Raw genomic sequence first — 21,372 nt, 5'->3', positions numbered from 1 at the left:
TCTTCCCTAACAAAAGAACGGGCGGGGGATTTATCTATAATGATGTCTTTATGCAAGACTTTCTTTTTGTAAATCTAAATAAAGCAGGACTCTAGCCATTTTTTTTGACGTTACTCGACGAACTTCTCGTGGGATAAATTGGTGGATCTCATCTTCGTTGAAGCCTACTTGGAATTTGGTCTCATCAAAAATCAGTGGACGTCTCAATAGACTTGGGTGCTCCTCAATGATATCGACAAGCTCACTTAATGATAGCTCATCAAAATCAATATCTAGTTTTTCATAAACCTTCGATCGTGTGGAAATAATTTCATCGGTACCCGTTTCCGTTAGTGAAAGAATTTCTTTGATTTCATCTGTTGTAAGAGGGTCAGACATGATATTCCGTTCTTCAAACCTCAATCCATTTTGCTTTAACCAAGCTTTTGCCTTCCTACAAGAAGTACAACTAGCTGAGACATATAATTTAATCATTTCACATACACCTTTCTGCTTTTTCATTTTAAGTAACAAGAGTTATTCTACACATATTACGATACAACATTTTTGGTTCAGTGTTAAATATCCTACGCATCAAAGTGTTGAAAAAAGACATTTAAACTTCAAAAAAGCGTGCTTTTCATAACTAAAAACGATACTTATTATAAATAAGGTATATATACTAATGAGTAATGATTGTAAGGCATATACGCATTTTACGCAAAATGATATAAAAAATTTTATAACAGTTGTAATATTCCATCATTCTGTTTACTCAATAATTTCTTTGACAATGTAAAAGATGATTGTCGCGAAAAAATGCGCTTTATTTTATAAATTTCTTTATTTTTCTGCTTTATTTTGTCTAAACGAATAATATATTCTTCAACTAAATAAAAAATTATTTGATTCATTGTTATCTCGAAAAGTTTGAATAGTTGTCCTTAAGTATCTGATGCGTTAGACTTGGGAGTTTCTTTTTAGCTCTCATATAAAACAGCGAACTCCTGAATTCTGCGTTTCATTTCTTTGCGTATGTTCAGCGGCTCCAAACATTCACACTTACTCCCAAAGCTTAAGAGAATAGAATAGTAATAATCATTTTCTATGAAGGGAAAATAGACCAGATAATACTCCCCCTCCTCAGGTATAAAATCCTCGTCGGCACAAAAATCTCTCACTCTATCTAAAATCGACTGATGAACCCGAAGAGTGATTTTTGTTTGCATCGTCTCCAGAATAGCGTCAAACTCTAGCTGTGGTTTTTGAAACTCGCGAGGTGAGAATACGATGTCTTTTATTTGCAGGTTGGTTATACGCGATAATTTGAACAAGCGAAAATCATTTCTTTTAAGGCAATATCCCTGAAAATACCAATGACTGTCCTTTAATAGTAGTTGATACGGCTCAGCGGTTCGTGTCGTGTTGTTTCCATGGCGATCTGCATAGTCAAACGACAGGATTCGATTCTCCTCGATAGCCTTTTTTAATTTATCTAAATGGGTATGGATACTCTTATGCCCCATCCATGGACTTAAATCTACGTATAATTGATTGGATTTTGTTTCAATATCAGCCGCTCGATCAGCCGGTACAAAGCTCTGTACTTTTGCAAGAGCATTCACCAGTTCGTCTCCTCTTACCATATTCGATAGGCTTGTGAGCCCCATTAAAATGGCTGAGAGATCCGAGCTCGAAAAGACTTTCTTATCCATCTTGTATTGCTGCATAATTTCAAGGCCGCCGCCTACTCCTGGAATTGCATGAACTGGAATACCCGCCATATTGATCGAATCAATGTCACGATAGATCGTACGCGTCGATACTTCAAACTTCTCCGCTAACGCCTGTGCGCTGATCCTTTTTTTATCAAGCAAAAGTAAGATGATGCTAACCAGCCGCTCCACCTTCATTTTTTTACCTCCTTAAACTATTTCTTTTTGTCAGTGTAGATTGTTGACATACTGTTGTCAACAATTGCTAGGTATACTGTGAGTAAAGAATCAAATAAATCTTATGGAGGAATTTTATGATTACAATTTACGTATATGTTCTGGATACTTTAGCTGACTGGGAGTTGGGGCCTGTTACCTCAGAATTGAACTCTGGGCGATTTTTCAAAAAAGACGCTGCTCCACTAGCACTCAAAACTGTGAGTCATTCCAAAGAAGCGGTTCAAACAATGGGCGGAATGACGATCCTTCCAGATTGCTTGATTGATGATATTAGATTGGATGAAAAAAGCGTGTTGTTATTGCCAGGTGCAGATACTTGGAATGACTCAAAGCATCATGCCATTATTGAAAAAGCCAGTGCACTACTTGCTGCTGGCGGTACAGTGGGCGCTATCTGCGGTGCTACTGCGGCACTAGCGAACGCTGGACTTTTGAATGATCGCACACATACTAGTAATGGGCCTGGATTTTTAGAAATGGTCGCTCCAACCTATAAAGGGCAAGAGTTTTATATTGATGAACCAGCAGTAACTTGCAATAATCTTATTACAGCAAGCTCTACTGGAGGTTTACAGTGGGCAAAGCAGATCCTTGCACATCTGGATGTCTTTCAACCAGATACATTAGACGCTTGGTATGACTATTTACATACAGGAAATCCTGAATATTTCTATGCTCTGATGGGGTCTTTGCCGAATAAATAGGAAGGAACTAGGGGGCTCAGCTTTAAGCTAGCTGCGAAAAGTGGAACTCGCAGCTAGCTCATATCAGATGAAATCATTTTTCGAAAATCGTGAAAAATGAGTCTTGTTTTCGTGCGCATAACATTTTTCTAATCTGCTAAAGCAGAAAGAAAAACTGTCAAAAAGAACCGTTTGAAATCTTTTGATTTCAAACGGTTCTTTAACTTCTTAACTGATTACTGTTACGGTTACTGAACGGCGTCCCCATTGGATACATTGTTCAACCGTTGGGAAATGGCAATCGATAATGTTGCCTTTGATTGCGCCGCCTGTATCTCCAGCGATGGCAATGCCATAACCAGATACCTCTACCATTGATCCTAGCGGAATCACACTTGGATCAACAGCGACAACTTGAGAGTTTTGACGTAAGTCGATCCCCATCGCTGTAAAGTACGTGTTAACGGATTCTGCACATGAGTATCCAGTAGATTCCATTTGCATCGTACGTCCAGACGTTGTCGGTGTGGTAGGCTCTGCGGGTTTCGCAGGTTCTTGTTTAGGCTGTTCACTTGTTTGAGTCGTTGATTGTTGTGAACTTGAAGCAGATGCAGCCGGTTTTGAGGCTTGTGCAGAAGATTGTGACGAAGCTTCTGCTTGTGCCTTTTGCTGCGCTTGGGCTGCAGCTTTTGAAGCTTTCTCTGCTTCAGCAGCTTTGGCCGCTTCGGCTTCCTTCGCTTCTTTTTCTGCTTGCTCTTTTTGAGCTTTTTCCGCAGCCTGACGTGCTTTTTCTACTTCTTTGTCTTGGCTGATCTTTTCTAAGCTAGTTTTGTTCTCTGCTAACTCTTGTTTCAAGTTCGCCATTTTACTATCTAGCTTTGTCGTTTCAGCTTCAAGGCTTTGACTATCTTTTTTTAATTGGGCTTGTGTTTTTTCTTGTGTTGCTTTTAATTCTGTTAATTTATCCTTGGCTTCACCTAAGCTGGCAACTTTCGTCTTCTCTGCGTTTTGGATGACAGACATCGCAAATGCGCGATTCAAAAATTCTCCAAGGTCTTTTGATTCCAGTAACGCGTTAATTGAACGATCTGTCATGCCGCTGACCTGCGCATTCTTCATCCGCTCAGCGATCGCCTCTTTGCGTTGCTCGATCTTTTGTTCTGTTTCTGTTATTTCCGCTTTGGTCTTTTCCAAAGTCGCTTCGTTTTCGCTGATCTTTGTTCGAATGTCGTTAACCTCTTGATACTTTTCATTGACATCGTTCAACGCGATCTGCAACTCACCGCTGATTTTGTCGCTTTGACGCGAAATTGCGGATTCTTTCTTATCTAACTCATTTAGTGACTCTGCATGTGCAAAGACTGGTAAAAGTACGTTAGCACCCAACAATAGTGTGGCAACGAACCCAAACGTTTGCTTTCTCACTTTAAAAGTCCACCTTTCTATTTACCCTTCGTCATTATACGAAAAAAAAAGGGACTTTTTGTTTCATCCATATTACATTTCATTACAAAATGAAGCGTATTTTAGTAACATTTGTTTTATTTCTATCGAAAACTATAAAAAAAGAGAGTCCTTTCAAGCATTGAAAGGACTAATTTTTGTCATATTTTTGTAATATTATTTTTTCCGCAACTCTTTAGATAACTCCCGAATCTCCATTAATGGGCTCTTTAACTCTTTCGATTTCATATTTGGGAAGCTGTTTAAAAAGCGACGCTCTTGAAAATTCAGCTTCGGCAGCTGTTTACGCCACTCTGGCTGCTCTTTGATCTCTGTTAACCAGCCCTGACGACGTTCTTCCGCCGCGACCTTCAACTCTCCAAGATCGGTTTGCAGCTGCTCCTTCTTCTCTTGGATTGTAGTACTCATCTTGTTTAGTGCTTGGCGTAATGAAGCCAAGTTCGCTAAGGTAAATCCTAAATCAAAACTAGTCACCATTAATAGAATCAGCGGCAAAAACATTCCAAAGCGCTGTTGCCAACCGATGACTATGTTCATTAAATAAGGATTCAAAACGCGGACGATAAACACACAGGCAAGACCCCAAAAAATGGATACTGGTACGGCCACTCTGCCATTGATGTTTAATGGTACTTCCTTATAATCCCATAAGGTTAAATGAAAGATCTTTTCCAACAAGAAGCTCGTCAGATATTCTAAGGCGGTTACCAAGAACAATGCTAAGAAAAACAGCAGGACGATATTCTGTTGGTAGGGCTCAATCAAATAAAGCACGCCCACCACCCCAAAACCATAAATCGGTGTAATCGGTCCTAACAAAAAACCGCGGTAAACAAAATGCTTGGCCTTGATCGAACAATAGATGGTTTCCCATAGCCAGCCAATAAATGAATAACAAAAAAATAAGAGCACAACGATTGTAAAAATTTGTTCCATTCTTTTCCTCCCTAACAAAGCTGATAGATGATCCTAATTATTCCATGGATAGCAAGAAATTACCAGCTTCAGGGGTAGGCCATTCACCCATTACGCCTTTCGCACGTCAGAAATGGTCTTTCCTGTCCAATTTTTGAAGGCTCTGGCAAAGGAGCTGGATTCTGTGTAGCCCAGTAAATAAGCGACATCAATCGTGGGTAAAGTTGTTTCACTTAAGTAGCGTTCAGCTAATCCTTTTTTTGTTAATTGGACTTGTTCATTAAATGTGGTGTCTTCTTCCGCTAATTTTCTTTGGAGATTTCGAGGACTCATGCCAAAGGAACGACTGACTGTTTTTAAGCTGCATTGCCCGCTGGGGATGACTGTGAAAAGCTCCTTTTGAAGCAGCTCTGTAAAAGTCTCAGCGATTGAAAAGGACTGCAATCTCCGCTTCAATTCTGGCTCCAAATATTCTAGCATTGGATTGTTTTGAGTATAAAAGGCTTTTTCTAGATCCTGTCGTGAAAAGACCAAACAATTCCTTTCACTCCAACGAGGCTCTATTCCGATATATGCCTTGAGCTCCTTCCCATAACTAAATGGACTTTCAATTCTAAGAGGCTTGATCGTTGCGTCCTTCGTGCCTGATCGTAATAAGCTGATCAGCAATAGCTGCTCGTTCAAAATTGCAAAGCGCGGAAGCTCACCCTGACCACTCAAAAAAGAGAAATGAATATTAAGTCTATCAGAAGTTGGATCAAGCGCTACTTTCACTGGGCCCACTAGCTGTTTATACGTTGCAAAACGCTCAAGCGCCTCCTTTCCATTTCTCGAAGACAGTGCTGCAAAAAATGGCGGGATGAAAGAATGAAGATGCTCGATTTGGCTGAACTCCAAAAGCTGCTGGTCTGTCGTCTCTTTGTCTAACTCCTGAAATAGACGCAGATAATCAGCTGATGACAGCTCTAAGTGTCCCTTCCAAAGTACATTTGGGATGTTGGCTCTTTTTAACAACGCTTCAATCGGCAACCCTAGACTGCGAATAAACATCTGAAACTGTTCAGAAACCATTAATTTCAACAGAGGCACTCCCTTCAATCCTTAACTAATATTTTTAATTATCCTATCAAATAGGCGTACTGGCAAAACCAGCTTAAGAAAAACAAGTGGCTTTGCAGCAAATCCGATTAAATACCGTGGTTTAGGAACCCGCTGATTCACGGACCTAAGAATTGTTTTAGCAACTAGTAGAGGATTCGAGCCCCAATTAGACAGATACTGCTGCTTGATCCCTCTGGCCTTTTCACCAGCTATTTCCTCATAAGCTCCGCCTTCAGCTGATGCCGCCAAATGATCCGAAGCAATGATTCCCCAATCGGTTTTTATGACTCCAGGCTCAATCAAGGAAACTTCTATGCCAAAATCTCTTACTTCCATTCTTAGAGCATCACTGAATGCTTCAAGTGCATATTTGGTTGCATGATACCATGCCCCGAAGTACGTTGTAAATCGGCCTCCCATGGATGAAATATTGATGATTCGACCAAAGCCCCGAGCACGCATATGTGGCAAAATTAACTGCGTTAATCTCGCTAAACCAAATAGATTCACTTCAAATTGTTGTCTCGCTTCCATAATCGCAATATCTTCCACAGCACCTAAAGAACCATAGCCAGCGTTATTGATCAGAATATCGATCCTTTCTTCTTTGTCTATAATTTGCTGAACAGCCTTTGTAATCGACTCCTCTTTCGTGATATCCAAGTAAATACTTTCTACACCTAAAGCTTTTAATGAAGAGATTTGTTCTGTTCTTCGCGCAGCCCCATAGACCTTGTACCCATTTTCAGCAAGTAACTTTGCTGTTTGATACCCTATTCCGCTACTAGCGCCTGTAATCAATACGATTTTTTCTTTCATTTTCTCCTGCCTCCTTCTCTTAAGCTAACTATATGAAAATGATCCAGTAGAGGGAATGACAGAAGGCGACAAAAAAACAACAAAGGACGACAAAAAACGGGTTTCCTATTCTATGAGTAAAACACATTTTTGAAATATTACCGTTTAGGCTTGTTTTTAAGACTAGAAGCTTATATCATTTTTATAAGGAAAAGTTTTTATTTCCATACGCATTATCACATTATCTGTGTTTTTTTAACGAAAACATTTTGAATTTCCACAGCAATTGGGAATTATAGATTTATTATTTTTTGTTAATTGGTATTTTACGTTGTCGCAAGTTATATACTCGTAGGTCAGTTATTTCCAAATAAAAGCGATCGAAGGAGGAATGATGATGGATTTTCGCACAATTTTAGGAACCAGCAACATGCGACGCTTATTACTATTGGAATTATTGTATTATCGCAGAGATGGATGGTCCAGTGATCAATTACTCAGTAAGCTGAATTGTTCTTTGCCCATTTTATTGAATGACATTGATTTAATTAATAGCTTCAACCCAAGTTTTCAAATTATTAAAACAAAAGGAATCTATCTAGTCGTTCTCGATAAGGCAATCAGTTTAGGTAATTTGTATGCAGATTTTTTAAGCTCCTGTCCTGAATTTCAAATCATCGAAGAACTCCTATATGAAGAATGCGAAAACATCACTGCGTTATCAAAAAAGTTATACTTAAGCACCTCCAATACACAACGCTATTTAAAAAAAATCGAACAAACCTTGGCAGATGCAGGGATGGAACTTTCTTATCGCCCACTACGTGTTGAGGGAAATGAAGGCGAGATTCGGAACTTCTATTATCGATTTTACAGTGAACGTCAGAGTGCTTTTGAAAGTACCCTTCCTAAATTGCCATCGAATCACTACCATATTATCGAGAAATATGTCCAGGACTTTGTTAAGGTGAACAACATTCACGAAAAATACGTGTATCAAAAACGGTTGATCTATAACATGTATATTAGCTTCTGGCGGATAAAAAGCGGCCATATTTTTCCAAAAGATGAATTAAGAACAGGTGGAATCATCCTGCCTATGGGACTTTCCTATAAAAAATTGAAGCAGGCGGTTAGAGAAGGCGTCGACTTGGAGCTCACACCTGAAATGACCCGAGATACCCTCTGGTTAACCTTTTCTGATGCCATTGTCTTTAGTCTGTATCATCGAGAAATAGCTCTAGCAACCAACCCGAGGTATCGAAGATTGTTTGTACAACATTATGCATTAGTGGAAGAATTCAATCAGATGTTAGGAAATAGACTGACAAAATTGAATCGCTTAGATTTAGCTACCGTACTGAACAACGATTTCTATCTATGCAACCCTAATGGGAAATACCTTGGTGTACTATGGCGCAACCGTTTAGTTTTCCTACAGGAAGTATCCAAGGTATACAGCCGCGGGGTTCACAAGGTAAGGAAAATGGTTGAACGTTTCGTAAAGAAATACCACATGTATCAAGAGAGTGACTATATTCAAAACTATATGTATCTACTAATTACGACAGAAGTGTATAGTCTCGAATGGTTGGCTAGTATGGATTCTCCGGTAAGCGTTTTACTTCTATCTGATTTATCACCTACTGAAGAGAGTTTTTTAGCTAAACAAATTTCTGAAAGTATTTATGGCAACTACACGATCGCTCATTTTGAGCAACTCGCTGGTGGAACACCTAATTTCGTAGAAGAATTGAACAAGTATGATTGCTTAATTACGACCGGTTCCTCTGAGGGATTGCCGGAAGAGTACCCAGTTGTTGTAATCGATCCTTTTTTAACAGACCAAAGTAAGCATTGGATTCAAGAGATGATCAGCGAGCTCTCTAAAAAAAAGGAACTGGCTGATAATAATTAGCTTCGAAAGAATGGCAGAATTTTTCTGTTACTCTTTTTCTTTGTCTTTTTTGTGAAACTGAAAAATTTTCAGCTTTTTAAGTATATGTTTCGGACTTAATTGACAAGTAAGTTACAATAGAAACGATCCTATTTTGCTCATTATCTACTTTATATATTGGAGGAACTTCTATGTTTCAGCTTTTACGTTACGCCAAAGATTATCGTAAACAGATTATCCTTGGCCCTTTTTTCAAATTTTTAGAGGCCATTTTCGAACTGATCCTGCCTTTATTTATGGCACGTTTAGTCGATGAAGGAATCGCTCGCCATGATCAAGGCAAAGTGATCGAAATGGCGGTCGCCATGCTAGGCTTATCGATTGTTGGACTACTCTGTGCCTTGATTTGTCAGTATTACGCATCGATCGCTTCACAGGGATTCGGAACGGTCTTACGGAATCGATTGATGGAAAAAATCAACAGCTTTTCCCATAATGAATTGAATCGCTTCGGCACGGATACTTTGATTACTCGAATGACGAATGACATCAATCAAATGCAGGGTGCGCTAGCGATGCTGATTCGTCTTGTGGTCCGTGCGCCTTTCCTTAGTATCGGCTCGGTCATTATGGCTTTTTATATTGATTGGCAAATGGGGCTTATTTTCTTGATCCTATTGCCTATTTTCTGCCTGATCCTTTTTTTGATCATTCATTATTCTGTGCCTTTGTATAAAAACATCCAACAAAAACTGGATCAATTGAACCAATTGGTCACTCAAAATTTGAGCGGGGTTCGGGTCATCCGTGCCTTTGCCCGAACAAAAACTGAGACCAACCATTTTAATGAAGAAACAGAAGAAATCTCTCATTTAAATCAAAAAGTTGCGAATATTTCCGCACTGCTCTCACCTAGCACGACCTTGATCATGAATGCTGGTGTGGTGGCTCTTCTTTACTTCGGCGGCTTCAAGGTAAATATTGGTCATTTAGAGCAGGGACAGGTTTTGGCTTTGATCAATTATATGAATCAAATGCTTCTGGCTTTAATCGTTGTTTCAAATCTAGTCGTACTTTTCACTCGTGCAGCAGCCTCAGCAAATCGGATCAATGAAGTGTTTGCGACAGATACGACTTTAGCTGACGATGGAACAACGCAGCAAGCCGACGAGCAAGCGCCGTTAATTGATTTCCAGAATGTAGATTTTCGTTACACGGAAAAATCTGGACTCGCTCTACAAGATATCTCCTTTACTATGGAAGAAAATAATTTTCTTGGAATCACAGGAGCGACTGGCAGCGGGAAGTCAACCCTGATCAGTTTGATCCCGCGCTTTTACGATGCGACAAGGGGCCGTGTCAACTTTGCTGGAAGCAATGTCAAAGACTGGCAATTGGATCGCTTGCGTTCTGAAATCGCACTTGTGCCGCAAACAGCCGTCTTATTCAGTGGCACCATTCGAGAAAACCTGCAATGGGGCAAACCCGATGCAACAGATGAAGAATGTTGGCAGGCCCTGTCTACTGCCCAGGCTAGTGAATTTGTAGAAACCTTGCCTAAAGGCTTAGACACCCCGATCTTAGAAAACGGGAAAAACTTTTCTGGTGGTCAACGCCAGCGTCTGACTATTGCTCGTGCCTTGATTCGCAAACCGAAGCTGCTTATTTTAGATGATTCTTTATCTGCCTTGGATTATCAAACCGATTTGGATTTGCGCCAAGCGTTGAAACGGGATCTAGCTTGTGGCGTTATCATTATTTCTCAACGCCTGCGTTCGATCCAAGAGGCGGAAACGATTTTACTGATGGACAACGGAAAAATCGTCGCACAAGGTGCCCATAACACACTACTCAAGGAGTCCAAGCTTTATCAAGAGCTGGTCAAATCTCAAGAGGAAGGCGGGGCTGTGCAATGATTAAGAAAAAGAATTTTTTCCGTTCACTAAAATTATTCATCCCCTATCTTGCGGCTTATCCAAAGGAACTCATCGCAGCGATCACTTTAGGGATTGCTAGCGGGATCACTTCGGTGTTAATGACTTACTATATAGGTGTCGCCGTTGATCAGATGGTCAATCAAGGGGCTGTAGACTTCACGCGGCTGTTCCAAATTCTTCAATTGTTTGTCGGCATCTTTTTAGTCACTGTCGTCAGTCAGTATTTCATTCAGCGTTTAGGAAATACCGTAGCCTTTGATTCTGTCGCCAAGCTGCGGGAAGAGACTTTTACTCATTTAAATAAATTGCCATTGAGCTATTATGATCAAAGTTCGCAAGGAGATATCGTTAGTCGTTTTACCAATGACATGGACAATATTTCCACGGCTATCTCCGCTGTGTTCAATCAGGTATTTTCTGGGATGACGGTCGTTTTGGTCGCATTGGTTTTCATGCTGTATCTCAGTCCAATGCTGACTTTAGTTGTTTTAATAGCCACACCCATCATCTTTTTAATTACGTATATTGTGGCACGTACCTCTCAGCAATACTTTACTAGTCAGCAGAAATTAGTTGGATCGATCTCAGGCTTCATCACTGAGATGGTCGGCAATCAAAAAATTGTCAAAGCGTTCCAACGAGAAAATCAAAACCAAACCAACTTTGAAGCGTTGAACCAAGAGCTTTATGTTCGAGGACAAAAGGCCCAATTCGCCTCTTCTCTGACCAACCCTTCTTCACGCTTCGTTGATCATTTGGCATACTTGATGGTTGGACTTGTTGGTGGATTACTGGCCTTAAAAACCGGCAGCGGTGTGACGATCGGGATCATTTCGAGCTTCACAATCTATTCCAGTCAGTTCACAAAACCGTTCATCGAACTATCTGGAATTACGATCCAGATACAAACGGCCATCGCCGGACTTGACCGTTCCTTTGAATTGTTGAAGGAACCTATTGAACAAGCGGACGATCCAGATGCCCTCACATTAACGGATGCAAAGGGAAAAGTTGTTTTTGATCACGTGGACTTTGCTTATCAAAAGGACCAGCGTTTAATCGAGAACTTTAACTTAACCGTTCAACCGGGAGAAACGATCGCTATCGTTGGAAAAACAGGCGCGGGTAAATCAACATTGGTTAATCTTTTGATGCGCTTTTATGAAGTGGATCACGGGACTATCACCATCGACGGCACTGACATTCGTCACTTGACTAGAGACAGCCTGCGCCAGCAATTCGGAATGGTTCTGCAGGAGACCTGGTTGATGGACAGCAGCCTACGAGCAAACCTGCGTTATGGACGTAAATCAGCCACAGATGAAGAAATCTTCGCTGCCTTGAAGGATGCGTATATGTACGATTTCGTGATGCGCTTGCCTGATAAACTAGATACGATCGTCGGCGAAGCAGGAATCAAGCTTTCCGACGGGCAACGACAATTATTGACAATCGCACGAACCATGATCAGTCGTCCTTCGATGCTGATCCTTGATGAAGCCACCAGTTCCGTCGATACCTTGACCGAACAAAAAATTCAAAACGCCTTTCTTGCGATGATGAAAAATCATACTAGCTTCGTGATCGCCCATCGTTTATCCACGATTCAAAATGCGGATCAAATACTCGTTCTTGACCATGGACAAATCGTCGAGATCGGAAATCACCAAGAGCTGTTACAAAAAGACGGCTATTACAAAAAATTGTATCAAGCACAGTTTTCGAAAAGTTAAAAAGATATAGTTGTCTAAATTAATTTATAATGCTAGTTTTATTAGTTACTCAAAAAAGGTCTATCCTTATCATATTGAAAAGGATAGACCTTCTTTGTAAATTATATCAATCTCATCCATGCCTCGATATGAGGCTAGCTCTATTTCTGAAATTTTAGCGCATTCTTTCTCCCGTTCTGCTCATTAATAATATGCTTTCGCGATCATTAGATCTTGTTTCCTTAACTTCTTTCTAGATTCAATGAGTCAAATTAATAGCCTTATTACGCTAGTGTCAATTTAATTTTCTTGATTTTTGATCACTTCTTTTTCAGCCTCTATTACGCGATTAACATCTCTTTCATCAACATAATTTTTTTGTAAAACCTTGTAGATTGTCCCTCTAGAAATCCCCATAGTTCTTGATATTTCTCTAATCGATACATTTTGAGCTTTAAGTTGAAAAAATTGTCGAAGTTTTTCATCATTCAGTTGCAATCTCTTTTGTGGAGGGACACTTCGTTTCTGTTTTATTCTTTCTATTTCAAGAAAGTTGGATATGACAAAATCACCTTTTAAGTGTTCGTTATCCAGAGTACTGTCATTCCGAATCATTTTAACAGCCTCCTGTTCAATGCGACTTAACTTTTCGAATTCTATTTCTTTTTCTTCAGAAAATCCTTTAGCAAATATCCTTCTTGCTAGTTCCTCGGCCACTTGCAAGTATCTCTTATTATACTTTTCATTTCCCAAGTCAATTTGCAGAACATTTTTTATATCGCCTTTTAACTTACATGGCGATATAACAGCTACTGATGGATTCCCATTAGATACTAATTCTTCAAATTCTTCATCTTTCATAGCACACCTCATTTGGTATATTTTGGTAACCTAAGTATACCACTAAGAAAGATTAAACCATTATTTTTTTCTAATCAATTTATTAATTTGTTCTACTTTAATCAAAATTGCATCTACTTCTATAATGCTGTATGGTTGGTTCTCACAACAGTGAAAATGGCTTTATTTTTTTAACCATTGACAAGTCTTCTGTTTATTTACACATTTAACTTTCATTAAGGAATCCATCAAAACTTCTATCGGTAATATGCTTTATCCAAAATGAGTATAAAGTCAGGTGTAATCCTTTATAGCTATTTATTAAACTTCACCATCGACTAGAAACTAATATAGATTTTCTCCTCAAGTGCTCTTGTTCATATGGTCCATTTAGGTAACCTAACTGTACTATCATAATTTTATAATACATGTTTTATCTATTCTAAAATTAGTCCATTATTTGAATAATACCTTTATTTATTCGATAAAGAGCACCTACACGTTCCGAATAAGTGCTCAAATATTTTTTCCGTTTAAAGGTTTGATGATAATGAAAAACTAGTACTTACACTTCCCAGGACATTACGCCATATGAGCCTGCGATCCCTTGCATCAACAATTGATCAGCATAGTTCTCAATAAATGCTGTGGCTTCTGCCTCAGAATCAAATAATTGATTTCCACGTACGATGTTTTTAGAGGCATCGTCCCCTTCATAGGCAGTAAACCAAACAGTGTATTTGACTTGTGGTTCCACAGGTTGTTCTGGTTCTGTTGGTACTTCGGGTTGTGTCGGTGTTTCAGGCTGTGTCGGCATCTCTGGTTGAACGGGTGTTGTTGGTTGTTCAGGCTGAGATGGTGTTGTTGGATCTGTTGGATATTCCGGTGTCGTTGGAGAGACGAGCTGTCCAGATCCTTCACCACTTGCGTCTGCTGAACTGTCTACAGTTGGAGTCTGTTCTGTTGGCGAAGTTTGTTGCGTTCGCGCTACTGAATCACCTACTGGTTGGTTAGGAACAACCTTGTCTGATTCTTGAATCGTTTGTCTATCTTTAATTGCACCGTTGGCATCTTGAACAGTCACGGTATTTCCTTCAAAAATCATTTTATTGCCAGCATAGATCAAGTTGTAATCACCAATGCCATTCAGCGAAGCCAATTTTTCCATCGTTAAGTTCGTTGCTTGAGAAATTCCACTTAGTGTATCGCCCCAAACGATGGTATATTCACTTTTTCCTGCAACATCTTTTTTAATCTGTTCAATTGATCGTGGCTCCCATTTACCATCTGTTTCCGATGCATGAATACTCTGGTCTCCTATTAAGAACCCGCTACTTAAAAGTACCGTACTGAATAAAACGACGTAGCCAATTTTTTTCTTAGTACTTTTTTCATATCTAACTGCTTTACTTCTTTTACTATGCTTTCCCATTTTCATAATCTCTCCTTCTGTTCTATTAATATGTCTAACTATTTTCTTGTTGATCTGAAGTAATCACTCGAATCTTTGGTCTTTTGGCACCGTTTGCCAATTTTTCATTAGCTTTTTTATAATGGTCAAGCCCCACTTTATAAAGTGCTAGTTGATTTTGTTGGTTCTCCAAAAGCCTATTTTGAAAAATAATCGTCTTCTCAAGGTTATTAATTCTTTGTTGCAACAATCGCTTCTCAATCCCTTTTAAGCTCTCACATTCTTCTTGACATTCTTCACAAATCGTACAGATATCCTTATCAATCACTGTTTGTGAAACTGTATACCCGCCACACCATTCACAGGTCATCTCACTAGTCAGTTCACTCTCGTACAAAATATTTTGCACCTCAGAGGATAGCTCTTTCATATCTGTATCGAGAGAAATCGAAAGAATACCATCCTTTTTTTCTGCTCCAGATATTGAATAACCTAATGCAAAAAGTTCCTTTTCAGCATTCACCAAAATCGAGTACCAACCACAGCCAATTTGATGTCCATAACGCATTAGTGCCAAGTACTGTAACTTATTGTAATTGATCGTATGTTCTGACATCAGCTATCCTCCCGATCATATTTTCCTGCTTGTAGCTCAGCTAAAAGAACTTGCATCTTTTCGACTTGAGGTCTTCCTGGCTTTGTCCCGTCCAATATATCTTTCACATACACAGCAGAAATTCCTAATTTTTTTGCTAACCACCTACGGCTCTTGTTTTTTAACGTTAGTTGTATTTTGATGTCTTCGATTAATTGTTGTGACATTAGAAAACTGCCCTTTCTCTTTAGTTTTGTAAGCTAATAAAATTAGCTAATTCTCATTGACAGTTTGTATTCAATGGGATAATATTTATTCGTAATTAAATAAGCATAGAAATCCCTTTACTAAATCAACATTTCTTAGTTTGCCGACGTCGAATTGTTTATTATTATAGGTCTTTTTCTGATGCTCATTAGCTTATTAAATTAGCTTACGATATAAATATAATCCAATTCGATACTAATGTCAAACCTAAAAGTATCTCATTTTACAATTATATTTCGTAATCTATTAGGAGGAGAAATATGACGATTTTTGATAGAATTAAAAAATTAGCTCAGAAACGGGGAAAAACACCGAAGCAAATTGCCATGGAATTGGGATTAGGAGAAAATCTTTTTTATAAATGGAAAAAGAGCAGCCCGACCGCTGATAAACTACAATTGGTTGCTGATTATTTCCACGTCTCAACGGATTATCTTTTAGGCCGAACAAACAATCCAAATATAAACGATGACGAACTCCCAAAAGAATTCGATATTAGGGATGATACGATTACTATGACCTATGATGGAATAGCTCTTTCAGAATCAGAAAAGCACGTTATTCTTGCTGCTGCTCGTGCATTAGTTGAGCAACGAGATAAAAATAACGAAGAATAACGATAAACATGTTAGGTTGTCAAAAGTAATTTTTCAATGGTTAACAATCTTCTTTGGAACCATCACTTCTTCTACTCACAGACATTTATGAATAAGAAAGTATTTCCACAAAAAAATATACTAACGATCTTTCGTGAATAGATATTCCACTCCAAGTTTACATTTCTTTCAATTCAGTAGATATTTGGCGTGAATTATTTTCACACTTAAAATTATTAAGCATTCAGTTTCTTTAAAAGCTTTTTCTTAAGGGCTTTTTTTAATATCTGCTCTACGGGAAATTTATTAAAAACTAAAAGTTTAATAGTGGGAAAAAAAGACACCTATTCTCTTGCAGATCGTGAGTGTAATTTCCTGTTTCGACTAAGTTTTTAATATTACAGATATACCAATTTCATTCTATTTTTTTAAGATTGAACAATCTAGTGCTTAACTTGATAAATCTACTATAAAACTCGTTATGCTTATTAATCCGAGAGAGCAATCTACTATAAAATCTGATAAATCTACTATAAAACTTGCTATGTTTTTCGAATACTTAATAAGTCAAAAGTCGATAAAATATATTTTTTTAGCAAGTTGATAGTTGTATTGTTAAAACCATAGGGTAAGATATGCAAAACTTCTTTTTATATGTATACCAATCAAGTAAAACAAGACTGGATACTCTTAAAAAAAATAATTCTTTGATATTTAAGCCAATTTCACAATTCATGTTTCCAAAAAGACAAACACTCGTCCAATTTCAAATTCCTCATTTTTTGAAATCAGACGGCTGTTGCCTTTCTTGATTTTTGACTCGTTAACCGTTGGACGGCATAACGTTTAGTGTTGTATCCAAGTTGAATAAGCAAAAGCTCTGTTTCAACGAGTTCGGCTTTATAATGCGTCGTATCATTGAGTTTCATCGTTTCTTTAAGGTTGCCGTTGACGCGTTCAACAGCACCTCGCTTGTTGTACAGTTTCTTCCAAACTCTGGTTCCTCGAGCGGGATGGTTAAATTTGCGAGGATCTATGTGTTGTTTGATTTTAATGACCTTTTGACATATCCCTTCCTTTTGAAGCGGACAGGTGTTACAGCGCTCTTTTGGGTTCGTAAATTTTAACGCGCCATAACGAAAATCAAAGCTATCGTATTTATATCCTTCTTCAATAAAACAAGTGGGCGCAAAATCTTTCGTCCATTCGCCGGCATTTTTGGCCGTTCGTTTAAGCGGAATAATCGGTTCAAAACCCAGCGCATGCGCCTCTTCATAGATTGCTTTGGCATCGTAGCCTTTATCTAAAAGAACATGTCTATTGGTGAAACTCAATCGTTTCATGTCTCGCATCAAAGGGATCGCGACACTCACATCTGCCACATGAGCCGAGGTCAGCCTAGCGGATAAAAAATATACTGGCTTTTCGTACTCACTGCCAAATGCGCTTTGTATCCATACAAAAAAACATGNTTTCCCTTTACTGTTCACTTTGATGCCCCATTGCGGATCAATCGGCAGCTCTTGAACGATTCTCTCTGTCGTCATGGATCGTTGGGTATCTACACTCGAAATGATTGTTTTTTTAATTGACCGCGGTTTTGAATGGGACTCGACTGCGGTGGCATCAATGGCAATATCTTCAGTAAATACACCGTATTCTTGATCGATTCTTTTTAGTAAAACAGTATTCAACTCCACGAGTACGTCCCGATGTCGGGCTAACGTATGAAGAATGCGAGAGAAAGTCGCTTCAGATGGCGCACGGTCAGAGTACAAAAAGCCTAGACTCAATTTGAAGCGCAGATCAGACTTGATTCGATTGACTAAGGATTTCACATCAGGAATCGCTTCAAGATAGGAAATAACCAATGCGCGAATCGCGGCTTCATAATTGACTGTGATTGGAGCGCCAACAGATTTTTCCTTTTGAAAGAATCCAAGCAGCGGTGAAAAATCCAATGGGGAGAAAAGTTCAAAATATTCTTGTTCAATGTCCAATTGTTCCAAAATTTCTAGATCAAATAATGTAGGTTGTTGTATAATAGACACGAGGAATCCCTCCTTTCTGAGTACGTGTCTGCTAGGACAACCTAATTGTACCTGATTGGGAGGTTCCTTTTTTGTATGTTTTGAAAAGATTGCTGTAGCAAGGACAAATAATTATGAAATTGGCTCATTTAGAAACCTAAAAATTTCTTAGAAGGTAAATAGTTGAATCATCTTTACTGAAGTAAATTAAAAGTATTAACCTAAATCTAGAGAAATTGATAATATTTAAGCCAACATTAAACTATAAAAAATAACGAATAACTTCAGCTCATATAGAGACTTAGTTATTCGCTATAAATAATGAATAGTATTTCTCTTCATACATTTCTGAAATCCCTTGGCAACGTTCAACCTTTGTCACCAATGTGAAGGAAGGTTTTCTTACGTACAAAAAATCCCCTATATAAGTCACTTTACATTTCAGTGTCCTATATAGGGGCCTATTAAATTAATCCGCCTATTGATTCCTTTTTGCTTCCGCTCGGGCATAAAACATCAAGCACAATAAGCTAAAGATCACTGTCAGAATTCCTGAAATCAAAAACCATCTAGCAATACCCAATTTTTCAGATAAAGGACCTGCTAGTAAAAGGCCGATCGGCATTGCCGCTGACATTACACTACCGAATAAGGAGAAGACTCGGCCTAGTTTTTCTGGAGGAACAGTCTCCTGTAAATAGGATGTAAACGGGATGTTATATAAGTTTCCCACCCCTCCCATTAAAATGCAGAAGAAGACAAATAGCCAGTAACCAACTAAATTCGCTGGGGCTAAGCCACTACCGATAAAAGTAATGCCCAAACCGACATTCGCTAGCTGAGCAGCTAGTAATTTCTCCCGCCACTCCTTTTTCATTCCAATCAAGAAGGCACTGGCCATCATACCTACCGCATAAGAAAATTCTACCACACTGGCAAACCAAGCAGACAATTCAAAATGTACATTCGTCATCAATGGAAATAAAATTCCTAGTGGTAGATAAAAAATCATGATGAAGAAAGAAAAGAGCATAATCACCAACATCGGCGGATCTTCCTTAAATACCCTGAAACCTTCTTTTAGTTCCTGTAAATAATGCTGGGACGTTTCCTCGCTCCGTGGAATATCCGGCACTTCGACCATCCATAATGTTAAACAAGCAGCCAACGCTCCGATTAAGTCCGTTAGTAGAATCATCCATAAAGGCATCGCAGCAAACATTACCGCACCCAATACTGGACCCAGCATGAAAGCGCCTGACTGTAGAAATTGATTCCAGCTATTGGCCTTAACCAGCTCTTCTTCTGGCACTAGTAAAGGAACGATCGCTTGAATAGAAGGGGTATGAAACACATTCGCTAATGAACGTAAAAAAAGTGCCGCAATCACTACGAGGTAACCGGGATTTCCCAACAGAAACCAGATGGATAATCCCAATGCCACTAAACCCATAAATAAATCTGCCGCAATTACGACATACTTTCTTTTCAGCCGATCCAGCCATACACCAACAAAAGGTCCTAAAAACATTTGCGGCAAATAGGCTGATAATCCAGCCAAGGATAACATAATCGCTGATTTAGACTCATTCGTCAGCCACCAAATCAGCGCAAACTGAACCGCGGAACTTCCGATCAAGGACACCGTCTGTCCAGATAAAATCGTTAAATACTTTTTTCTCCATGATTGATTTTCCATCATTGCTCCTTTATTTGTCGTTTGAACAAACAAGAAGTTCGTCAAACGGTAATTTATTTGGCGATTCGTTCAATTTTTAAACGCATGGAAGCACACATTGTAATTCCTCCTTTACTTAATCAATCCTAGTTCGACCTTCCACGTTAATAGACGTTCAACCGATTGATCCAGCTGCTGTTCACTATACTCACCTTTTTTGATTGCCTCTAGAATATACGGAATCTGAGTGCTATAGCTTGAAGATAAAATCATGTCATTTCCTGCTTGCAAAGCTTGTAATCCCGCTTCCTCTTGAGAAATAAAATCTGCTAAGCCTGCCATATCCATATCATCTGTCATGATCACACCTTTGAAGCCTAATTCATTGCGAATCACGTCATGAACAGGTTTTGAGATGGATGCTGGGCGATTGCCGTCAATCGCCTGGACAATATTGTGAGAAACCATGATGCTGTCAGCCCATGCCTTAATTCCCGCTTCAAAAGGTAAGAAATCATTCTTCCGTAAATCCTCCATTGAACGATTGTCTGTCACGATTTCTACGTGGGAGTCACGATTGTTGCCATAACCAGGGAAATGCTTCAAGATGGAACCAAGTTTTTGCTTCTTCATTTCCTCTACACTTAGTTTCACATAGTGACTGGTTCCTTTGGCATCCATTCCAATTGTCCGATCATAGATGAAAGACTGAGGATCTGTCGAGACATCTGCATCGGGGAACATACCTAACTGAATCCCTAATTCGCCAAATACTTGTGCTTTGCGGTCAATCTCCTTAGTAACCCCATCCCAACCATCTTTTTGGTACAACGCCTGCGGACTTTCAAAGGCTGGCGAAACAATTTGATTTCTACTCAGTCGACTGACTGTTCCGCCTTCTTCATCAGAGCCAATGAACATTGGTGTCTTACTAGCTTCTTGATAGCTTGCAATTGTTTGTTTTACATCAGCTTGTCCCTTTCCAGCCATGTCTCTGTCAAATAGCAGGTATCCGCCCAAGTGGTAGTTTTGGATATCCATTATCTGATTCTGTTCTGGCACCCGTGCCATAAATAATTGGCCTACTTTTTCTTCTAGAGTCATTGTCTTCATAGTGTTCTCGACTTTTTCTTTCACTGTTATTTTCTCATTTATCGATTCATTCGTTTGTTTTGACTGCTCTGTTGATTCACTCGTTTTTGATGCGGTAATATTCGCTGAAGAATCCTTAGCAGAAGTTCCACAAGCAGTTAAAAGGAGTACTGCTGATAAGAGCATCAAACTCATTAAACTTTTTTTTTCACTTTATTGCGCTCCTCGTCTACTTGTAGCAGGGTAGAAAATGATCCTTTTATTCCTATTCCCCGTACGAAGTTCAATTTTTATAAGTCTCAATACTTACGATATATTTTATCATAGCTTGTGAAAAGAAAGCATCGTTTCAGATTTTTCCGCAAAAAAAAAGAGAAAAAGCGTTCATGCTTTTGATATGCTACCCCTAACTAGGACAAAGA

The 21,372-nt window shown here is 39.0% G+C and carries 18 protein-coding genes and 1 pseudogene; 5 read left to right on the top strand and 14 right to left on the bottom strand.

Annotation, left to right across the window (positions count from 1 at the left end; all coding sequences use genetic code 11):
- Window positions 1-48: 48 nt before the first annotated feature.
- Together spx and RV13_RS05680 are read right to left on the bottom strand one after the other, a co-directional pair.
- Window positions 49-474 (bottom strand): transcriptional regulator Spx, encoded by a 426-nt coding sequence (gene spx / locus RV13_RS05685; protein WP_010745492.1) that lies wholly within the window; start codon window positions 472-474, stop codon window positions 49-51.
- A gap of 485 nt (window positions 475-959) precedes the next feature.
- The gene (locus RV13_RS05680; protein ID WP_010745490.1) at window positions 960-1,892 is read right to left on the bottom strand and encodes a helix-turn-helix transcriptional regulator; all 933 of its coding nucleotides are present in this window, start codon (window positions 1,890-1,892) and stop codon (window positions 960-962) included.
- Window positions 1,893-2,008: 116 nt separating this feature from the next.
- Here RV13_RS05680 and RV13_RS05675 point away from each other — a divergent pair, with 116 nt between their 5' ends.
- The gene (locus tag RV13_RS05675; RefSeq protein ID WP_010745489.1) at window positions 2,009-2,638 is read left to right on the top strand and encodes a type 1 glutamine amidotransferase family protein; all 630 of its coding nucleotides are present in this window, start codon (window positions 2,009-2,011) and stop codon (window positions 2,636-2,638) included.
- A 207-nt stretch (window positions 2,639-2,845) separates the two neighbouring features.
- On the opposite strand, the gene RV13_RS05670 is transcribed toward RV13_RS05675, so the two are convergent.
- The 4 genes from RV13_RS05670 to RV13_RS05655 form a co-directional block, all read right to left on the bottom strand.
- Window positions 2,846-4,042, bottom strand: a complete 1,197-nt coding sequence (locus tag RV13_RS05670) for a 3D domain-containing protein (protein ID WP_010745488.1) — start codon at window positions 4,040-4,042, stop codon at window positions 2,846-2,848.
- A 195-nt stretch (window positions 4,043-4,237) separates the two neighbouring features.
- On the bottom strand, window positions 4,238-5,017 hold the full coding sequence (locus RV13_RS05665) for a putative ABC transporter permease (RefSeq protein WP_010745487.1): 780 nt from the start codon (window positions 5,015-5,017) through the stop codon (window positions 4,238-4,240).
- 90 nt (window positions 5,018-5,107) lie between these two features.
- Entirely contained in the window at window positions 5,108-6,067 is a 960-nt protein-coding gene (locus tag RV13_RS05660) for an AraC family transcriptional regulator (RefSeq protein ID WP_071875956.1), read from the bottom strand.
- Window positions 6,068-6,097: 30 nt separating this feature from the next.
- The gene (locus RV13_RS05655) at window positions 6,098-6,916 is read right to left on the bottom strand and encodes an oxidoreductase (RefSeq protein WP_010745485.1); all 819 of its coding nucleotides are present in this window, start codon (window positions 6,914-6,916) and stop codon (window positions 6,098-6,100) included.
- A gap of 376 nt (window positions 6,917-7,292) precedes the next feature.
- Between RV13_RS05655 and RV13_RS05650 the strand changes: the two genes are divergently transcribed.
- The 3 genes from RV13_RS05650 (at window position 7,293) to RV13_RS05640 (ending at window position 12,462) form a co-directional block, all read left to right on the top strand.
- Window positions 7,293-8,813: an AcpB/EbpR/MafR family transcriptional regulator gene (locus RV13_RS05650; protein ID WP_010745484.1), complete on the top strand. Its 1,521-nt coding sequence runs from the start codon at window positions 7,293-7,295 to the stop codon at window positions 8,811-8,813.
- Window positions 8,814-8,983: 170 nt separating this feature from the next.
- The gene (locus tag RV13_RS05645; protein WP_010745483.1) at window positions 8,984-10,708 is read left to right on the top strand and encodes an ABC transporter ATP-binding protein; all 1,725 of its coding nucleotides are present in this window, start codon (window positions 8,984-8,986) and stop codon (window positions 10,706-10,708) included.
- The gene (locus RV13_RS05640) at window positions 10,705-12,462 is read left to right on the top strand and encodes an ABC transporter ATP-binding protein (RefSeq protein ID WP_010745482.1); all 1,758 of its coding nucleotides are present in this window, start codon (window positions 10,705-10,707) and stop codon (window positions 12,460-12,462) included. Before RV13_RS05645 ends, RV13_RS05640 begins: the two co-directional genes overlap by 4 nt.
- Window positions 12,463-12,741: 279 nt before the next feature.
- On the opposite strand, the gene RV13_RS05635 is transcribed toward RV13_RS05640, so the two are convergent.
- The 4 genes from RV13_RS05635 to RV13_RS05620 form a co-directional block, all read right to left on the bottom strand.
- On the bottom strand, window positions 12,742-13,302 hold the full coding sequence (locus RV13_RS05635; RefSeq protein ID WP_010745481.1) for a helix-turn-helix domain-containing protein: 561 nt from the start codon (window positions 13,300-13,302) through the stop codon (window positions 12,742-12,744).
- Between the two features lie 544 nt (window positions 13,303-13,846).
- On the bottom strand, window positions 13,847-14,719 hold the full coding sequence (locus tag RV13_RS21510; protein ID WP_010745480.1) for a LysM peptidoglycan-binding domain-containing protein: 873 nt from the start codon (window positions 14,717-14,719) through the stop codon (window positions 13,847-13,849).
- A gap of 28 nt (window positions 14,720-14,747) precedes the next feature.
- A complete protein-coding gene (locus RV13_RS05625; RefSeq protein ID WP_010745479.1) occupies window positions 14,748-15,308 on the bottom strand; it encodes a hypothetical protein in 561 nt (186 codons plus the stop codon).
- A complete protein-coding gene (locus RV13_RS05620) occupies window positions 15,308-15,514 on the bottom strand; it encodes a hypothetical protein (protein ID WP_010745478.1) in 207 nt (68 codons plus the stop codon). Before RV13_RS05620 ends, RV13_RS05625 begins: the two co-directional genes overlap by 1 nt.
- Before the next feature lie 300 nt (window positions 15,515-15,814).
- Between RV13_RS05620 and RV13_RS05615 the strand changes: the two genes are divergently transcribed.
- Window positions 15,815-16,171 carry a helix-turn-helix domain-containing protein gene (locus RV13_RS05615; RefSeq protein WP_010745477.1) on the top strand — a complete coding sequence of 119 codons (357 nt, stop codon included), beginning with the start codon at window positions 15,815-15,817 and terminating at the stop codon, window positions 16,169-16,171.
- 767 nt (window positions 16,172-16,938) lie between these two features.
- Here RV13_RS05615 and RV13_RS21300 read toward each other — a convergent pair.
- The 4 genes and pseudogenes from RV13_RS21300 to RV13_RS05600 all read right to left on the bottom strand — a co-directional run.
- A pseudogene (locus tag RV13_RS21300) lies at window positions 16,939-17,621 on the bottom strand (transposase); the annotation flags it as partial.
- A gap of 1 nt (window position 17,622) precedes the next feature.
- Window positions 17,623-18,201: transposase (locus RV13_RS21295; RefSeq protein ID WP_249024460.1), on the bottom strand; the 579-nt coding region annotated here is incomplete at its 3' end.
- Window positions 18,202-18,658: 457 nt separating this feature from the next.
- Window positions 18,659-19,882 carry an MFS transporter gene (locus tag RV13_RS05605; RefSeq protein WP_028020729.1) on the bottom strand — a complete coding sequence of 408 codons (1,224 nt, stop codon included), beginning with the start codon at window positions 19,880-19,882 and terminating at the stop codon, window positions 18,659-18,661.
- 108 nt (window positions 19,883-19,990) lie between these two features.
- Entirely contained in the window at window positions 19,991-21,136 is a 1,146-nt protein-coding gene (locus RV13_RS05600; protein WP_249024459.1) for a glycoside hydrolase family 3 protein, read from the bottom strand.
- Window positions 21,137-21,372: the final 236 nt, after the last annotated feature.

This window comes from Enterococcus raffinosus (genome assembly GCF_001886185.1).
In the GTDB taxonomy this organism is placed as follows: Bacteria; Bacillota; Bacilli; order Lactobacillales; family Enterococcaceae; genus Enterococcus_A; species Enterococcus_A raffinosus.
This window is presented reverse-complemented; position numbering and strand designations above follow the sequence as displayed.

Coding starts and splice junctions, on each gene's coding strand:
- spx (WP_010745492.1), bottom strand. CDS start 474: ATGATTAAATTATATGTCTCAGCTAGTTGTACTTCTTGTAGGAAGGCA.
- RV13_RS05680 (WP_010745490.1), bottom strand. CDS start 1,892: ATGAAGGTGGAGCGGCTGGTTAGCATCATCTTACTTTTGCTTGATAAA.
- RV13_RS05675 (WP_010745489.1), top strand. CDS start 2,009: ATGATTACAATTTACGTATATGTTCTGGATACTTTAGCTGACTGGGAG.
- RV13_RS05665 (WP_010745487.1), bottom strand. CDS start 5,017: ATGGAACAAATTTTTACAATCGTTGTGCTCTTATTTTTTTGTTATTCA.
- RV13_RS05660 (WP_071875956.1), bottom strand. CDS start 6,067: ATGGTTTCTGAACAGTTTCAGATGTTTATTCGCAGTCTAGGGTTGCCG.
- RV13_RS05655 (WP_010745485.1), bottom strand. CDS start 6,916: ATGAAAGAAAAAATCGTATTGATTACAGGCGCTAGTAGCGGAATAGGG.
- RV13_RS05650 (WP_010745484.1), top strand. CDS start 7,293: ATGGATTTTCGCACAATTTTAGGAACCAGCAACATGCGACGCTTATTA.
- RV13_RS05645 (WP_010745483.1), top strand. CDS start 8,984: ATGTTTCAGCTTTTACGTTACGCCAAAGATTATCGTAAACAGATTATC.
- RV13_RS05640 (WP_010745482.1), top strand. CDS start 10,705: ATGATTAAGAAAAAGAATTTTTTCCGTTCACTAAAATTATTCATCCCC.
- RV13_RS05635 (WP_010745481.1), bottom strand. CDS start 13,302: ATGAAAGATGAAGAATTTGAAGAATTAGTATCTAATGGGAATCCATCA.
- RV13_RS21510 (WP_010745480.1), bottom strand. CDS start 14,719: ATGAAAATGGGAAAGCATAGTAAAAGAAGTAAAGCAGTTAGATATGAA.
- RV13_RS05625 (WP_010745479.1), bottom strand. CDS start 15,308: ATGTCAGAACATACGATCAATTACAATAAGTTACAGTACTTGGCACTA.
- RV13_RS05620 (WP_010745478.1), bottom strand. CDS start 15,514: ATGTCACAACAATTAATCGAAGACATCAAAATACAACTAACGTTAAAA.
- RV13_RS05615 (WP_010745477.1), top strand. CDS start 15,815: ATGACGATTTTTGATAGAATTAAAAAATTAGCTCAGAAACGGGGAAAA.
- RV13_RS05605 (WP_028020729.1), bottom strand. CDS start 19,882: ATGATGGAAAATCAATCATGGAGAAAAAAGTATTTAACGATTTTATCT.
- RV13_RS05600 (WP_249024459.1), bottom strand. CDS start 21,136: ATGCTCTTATCAGCAGTACTCCTTTTAACTGCTTGTGGAACTTCTGCT.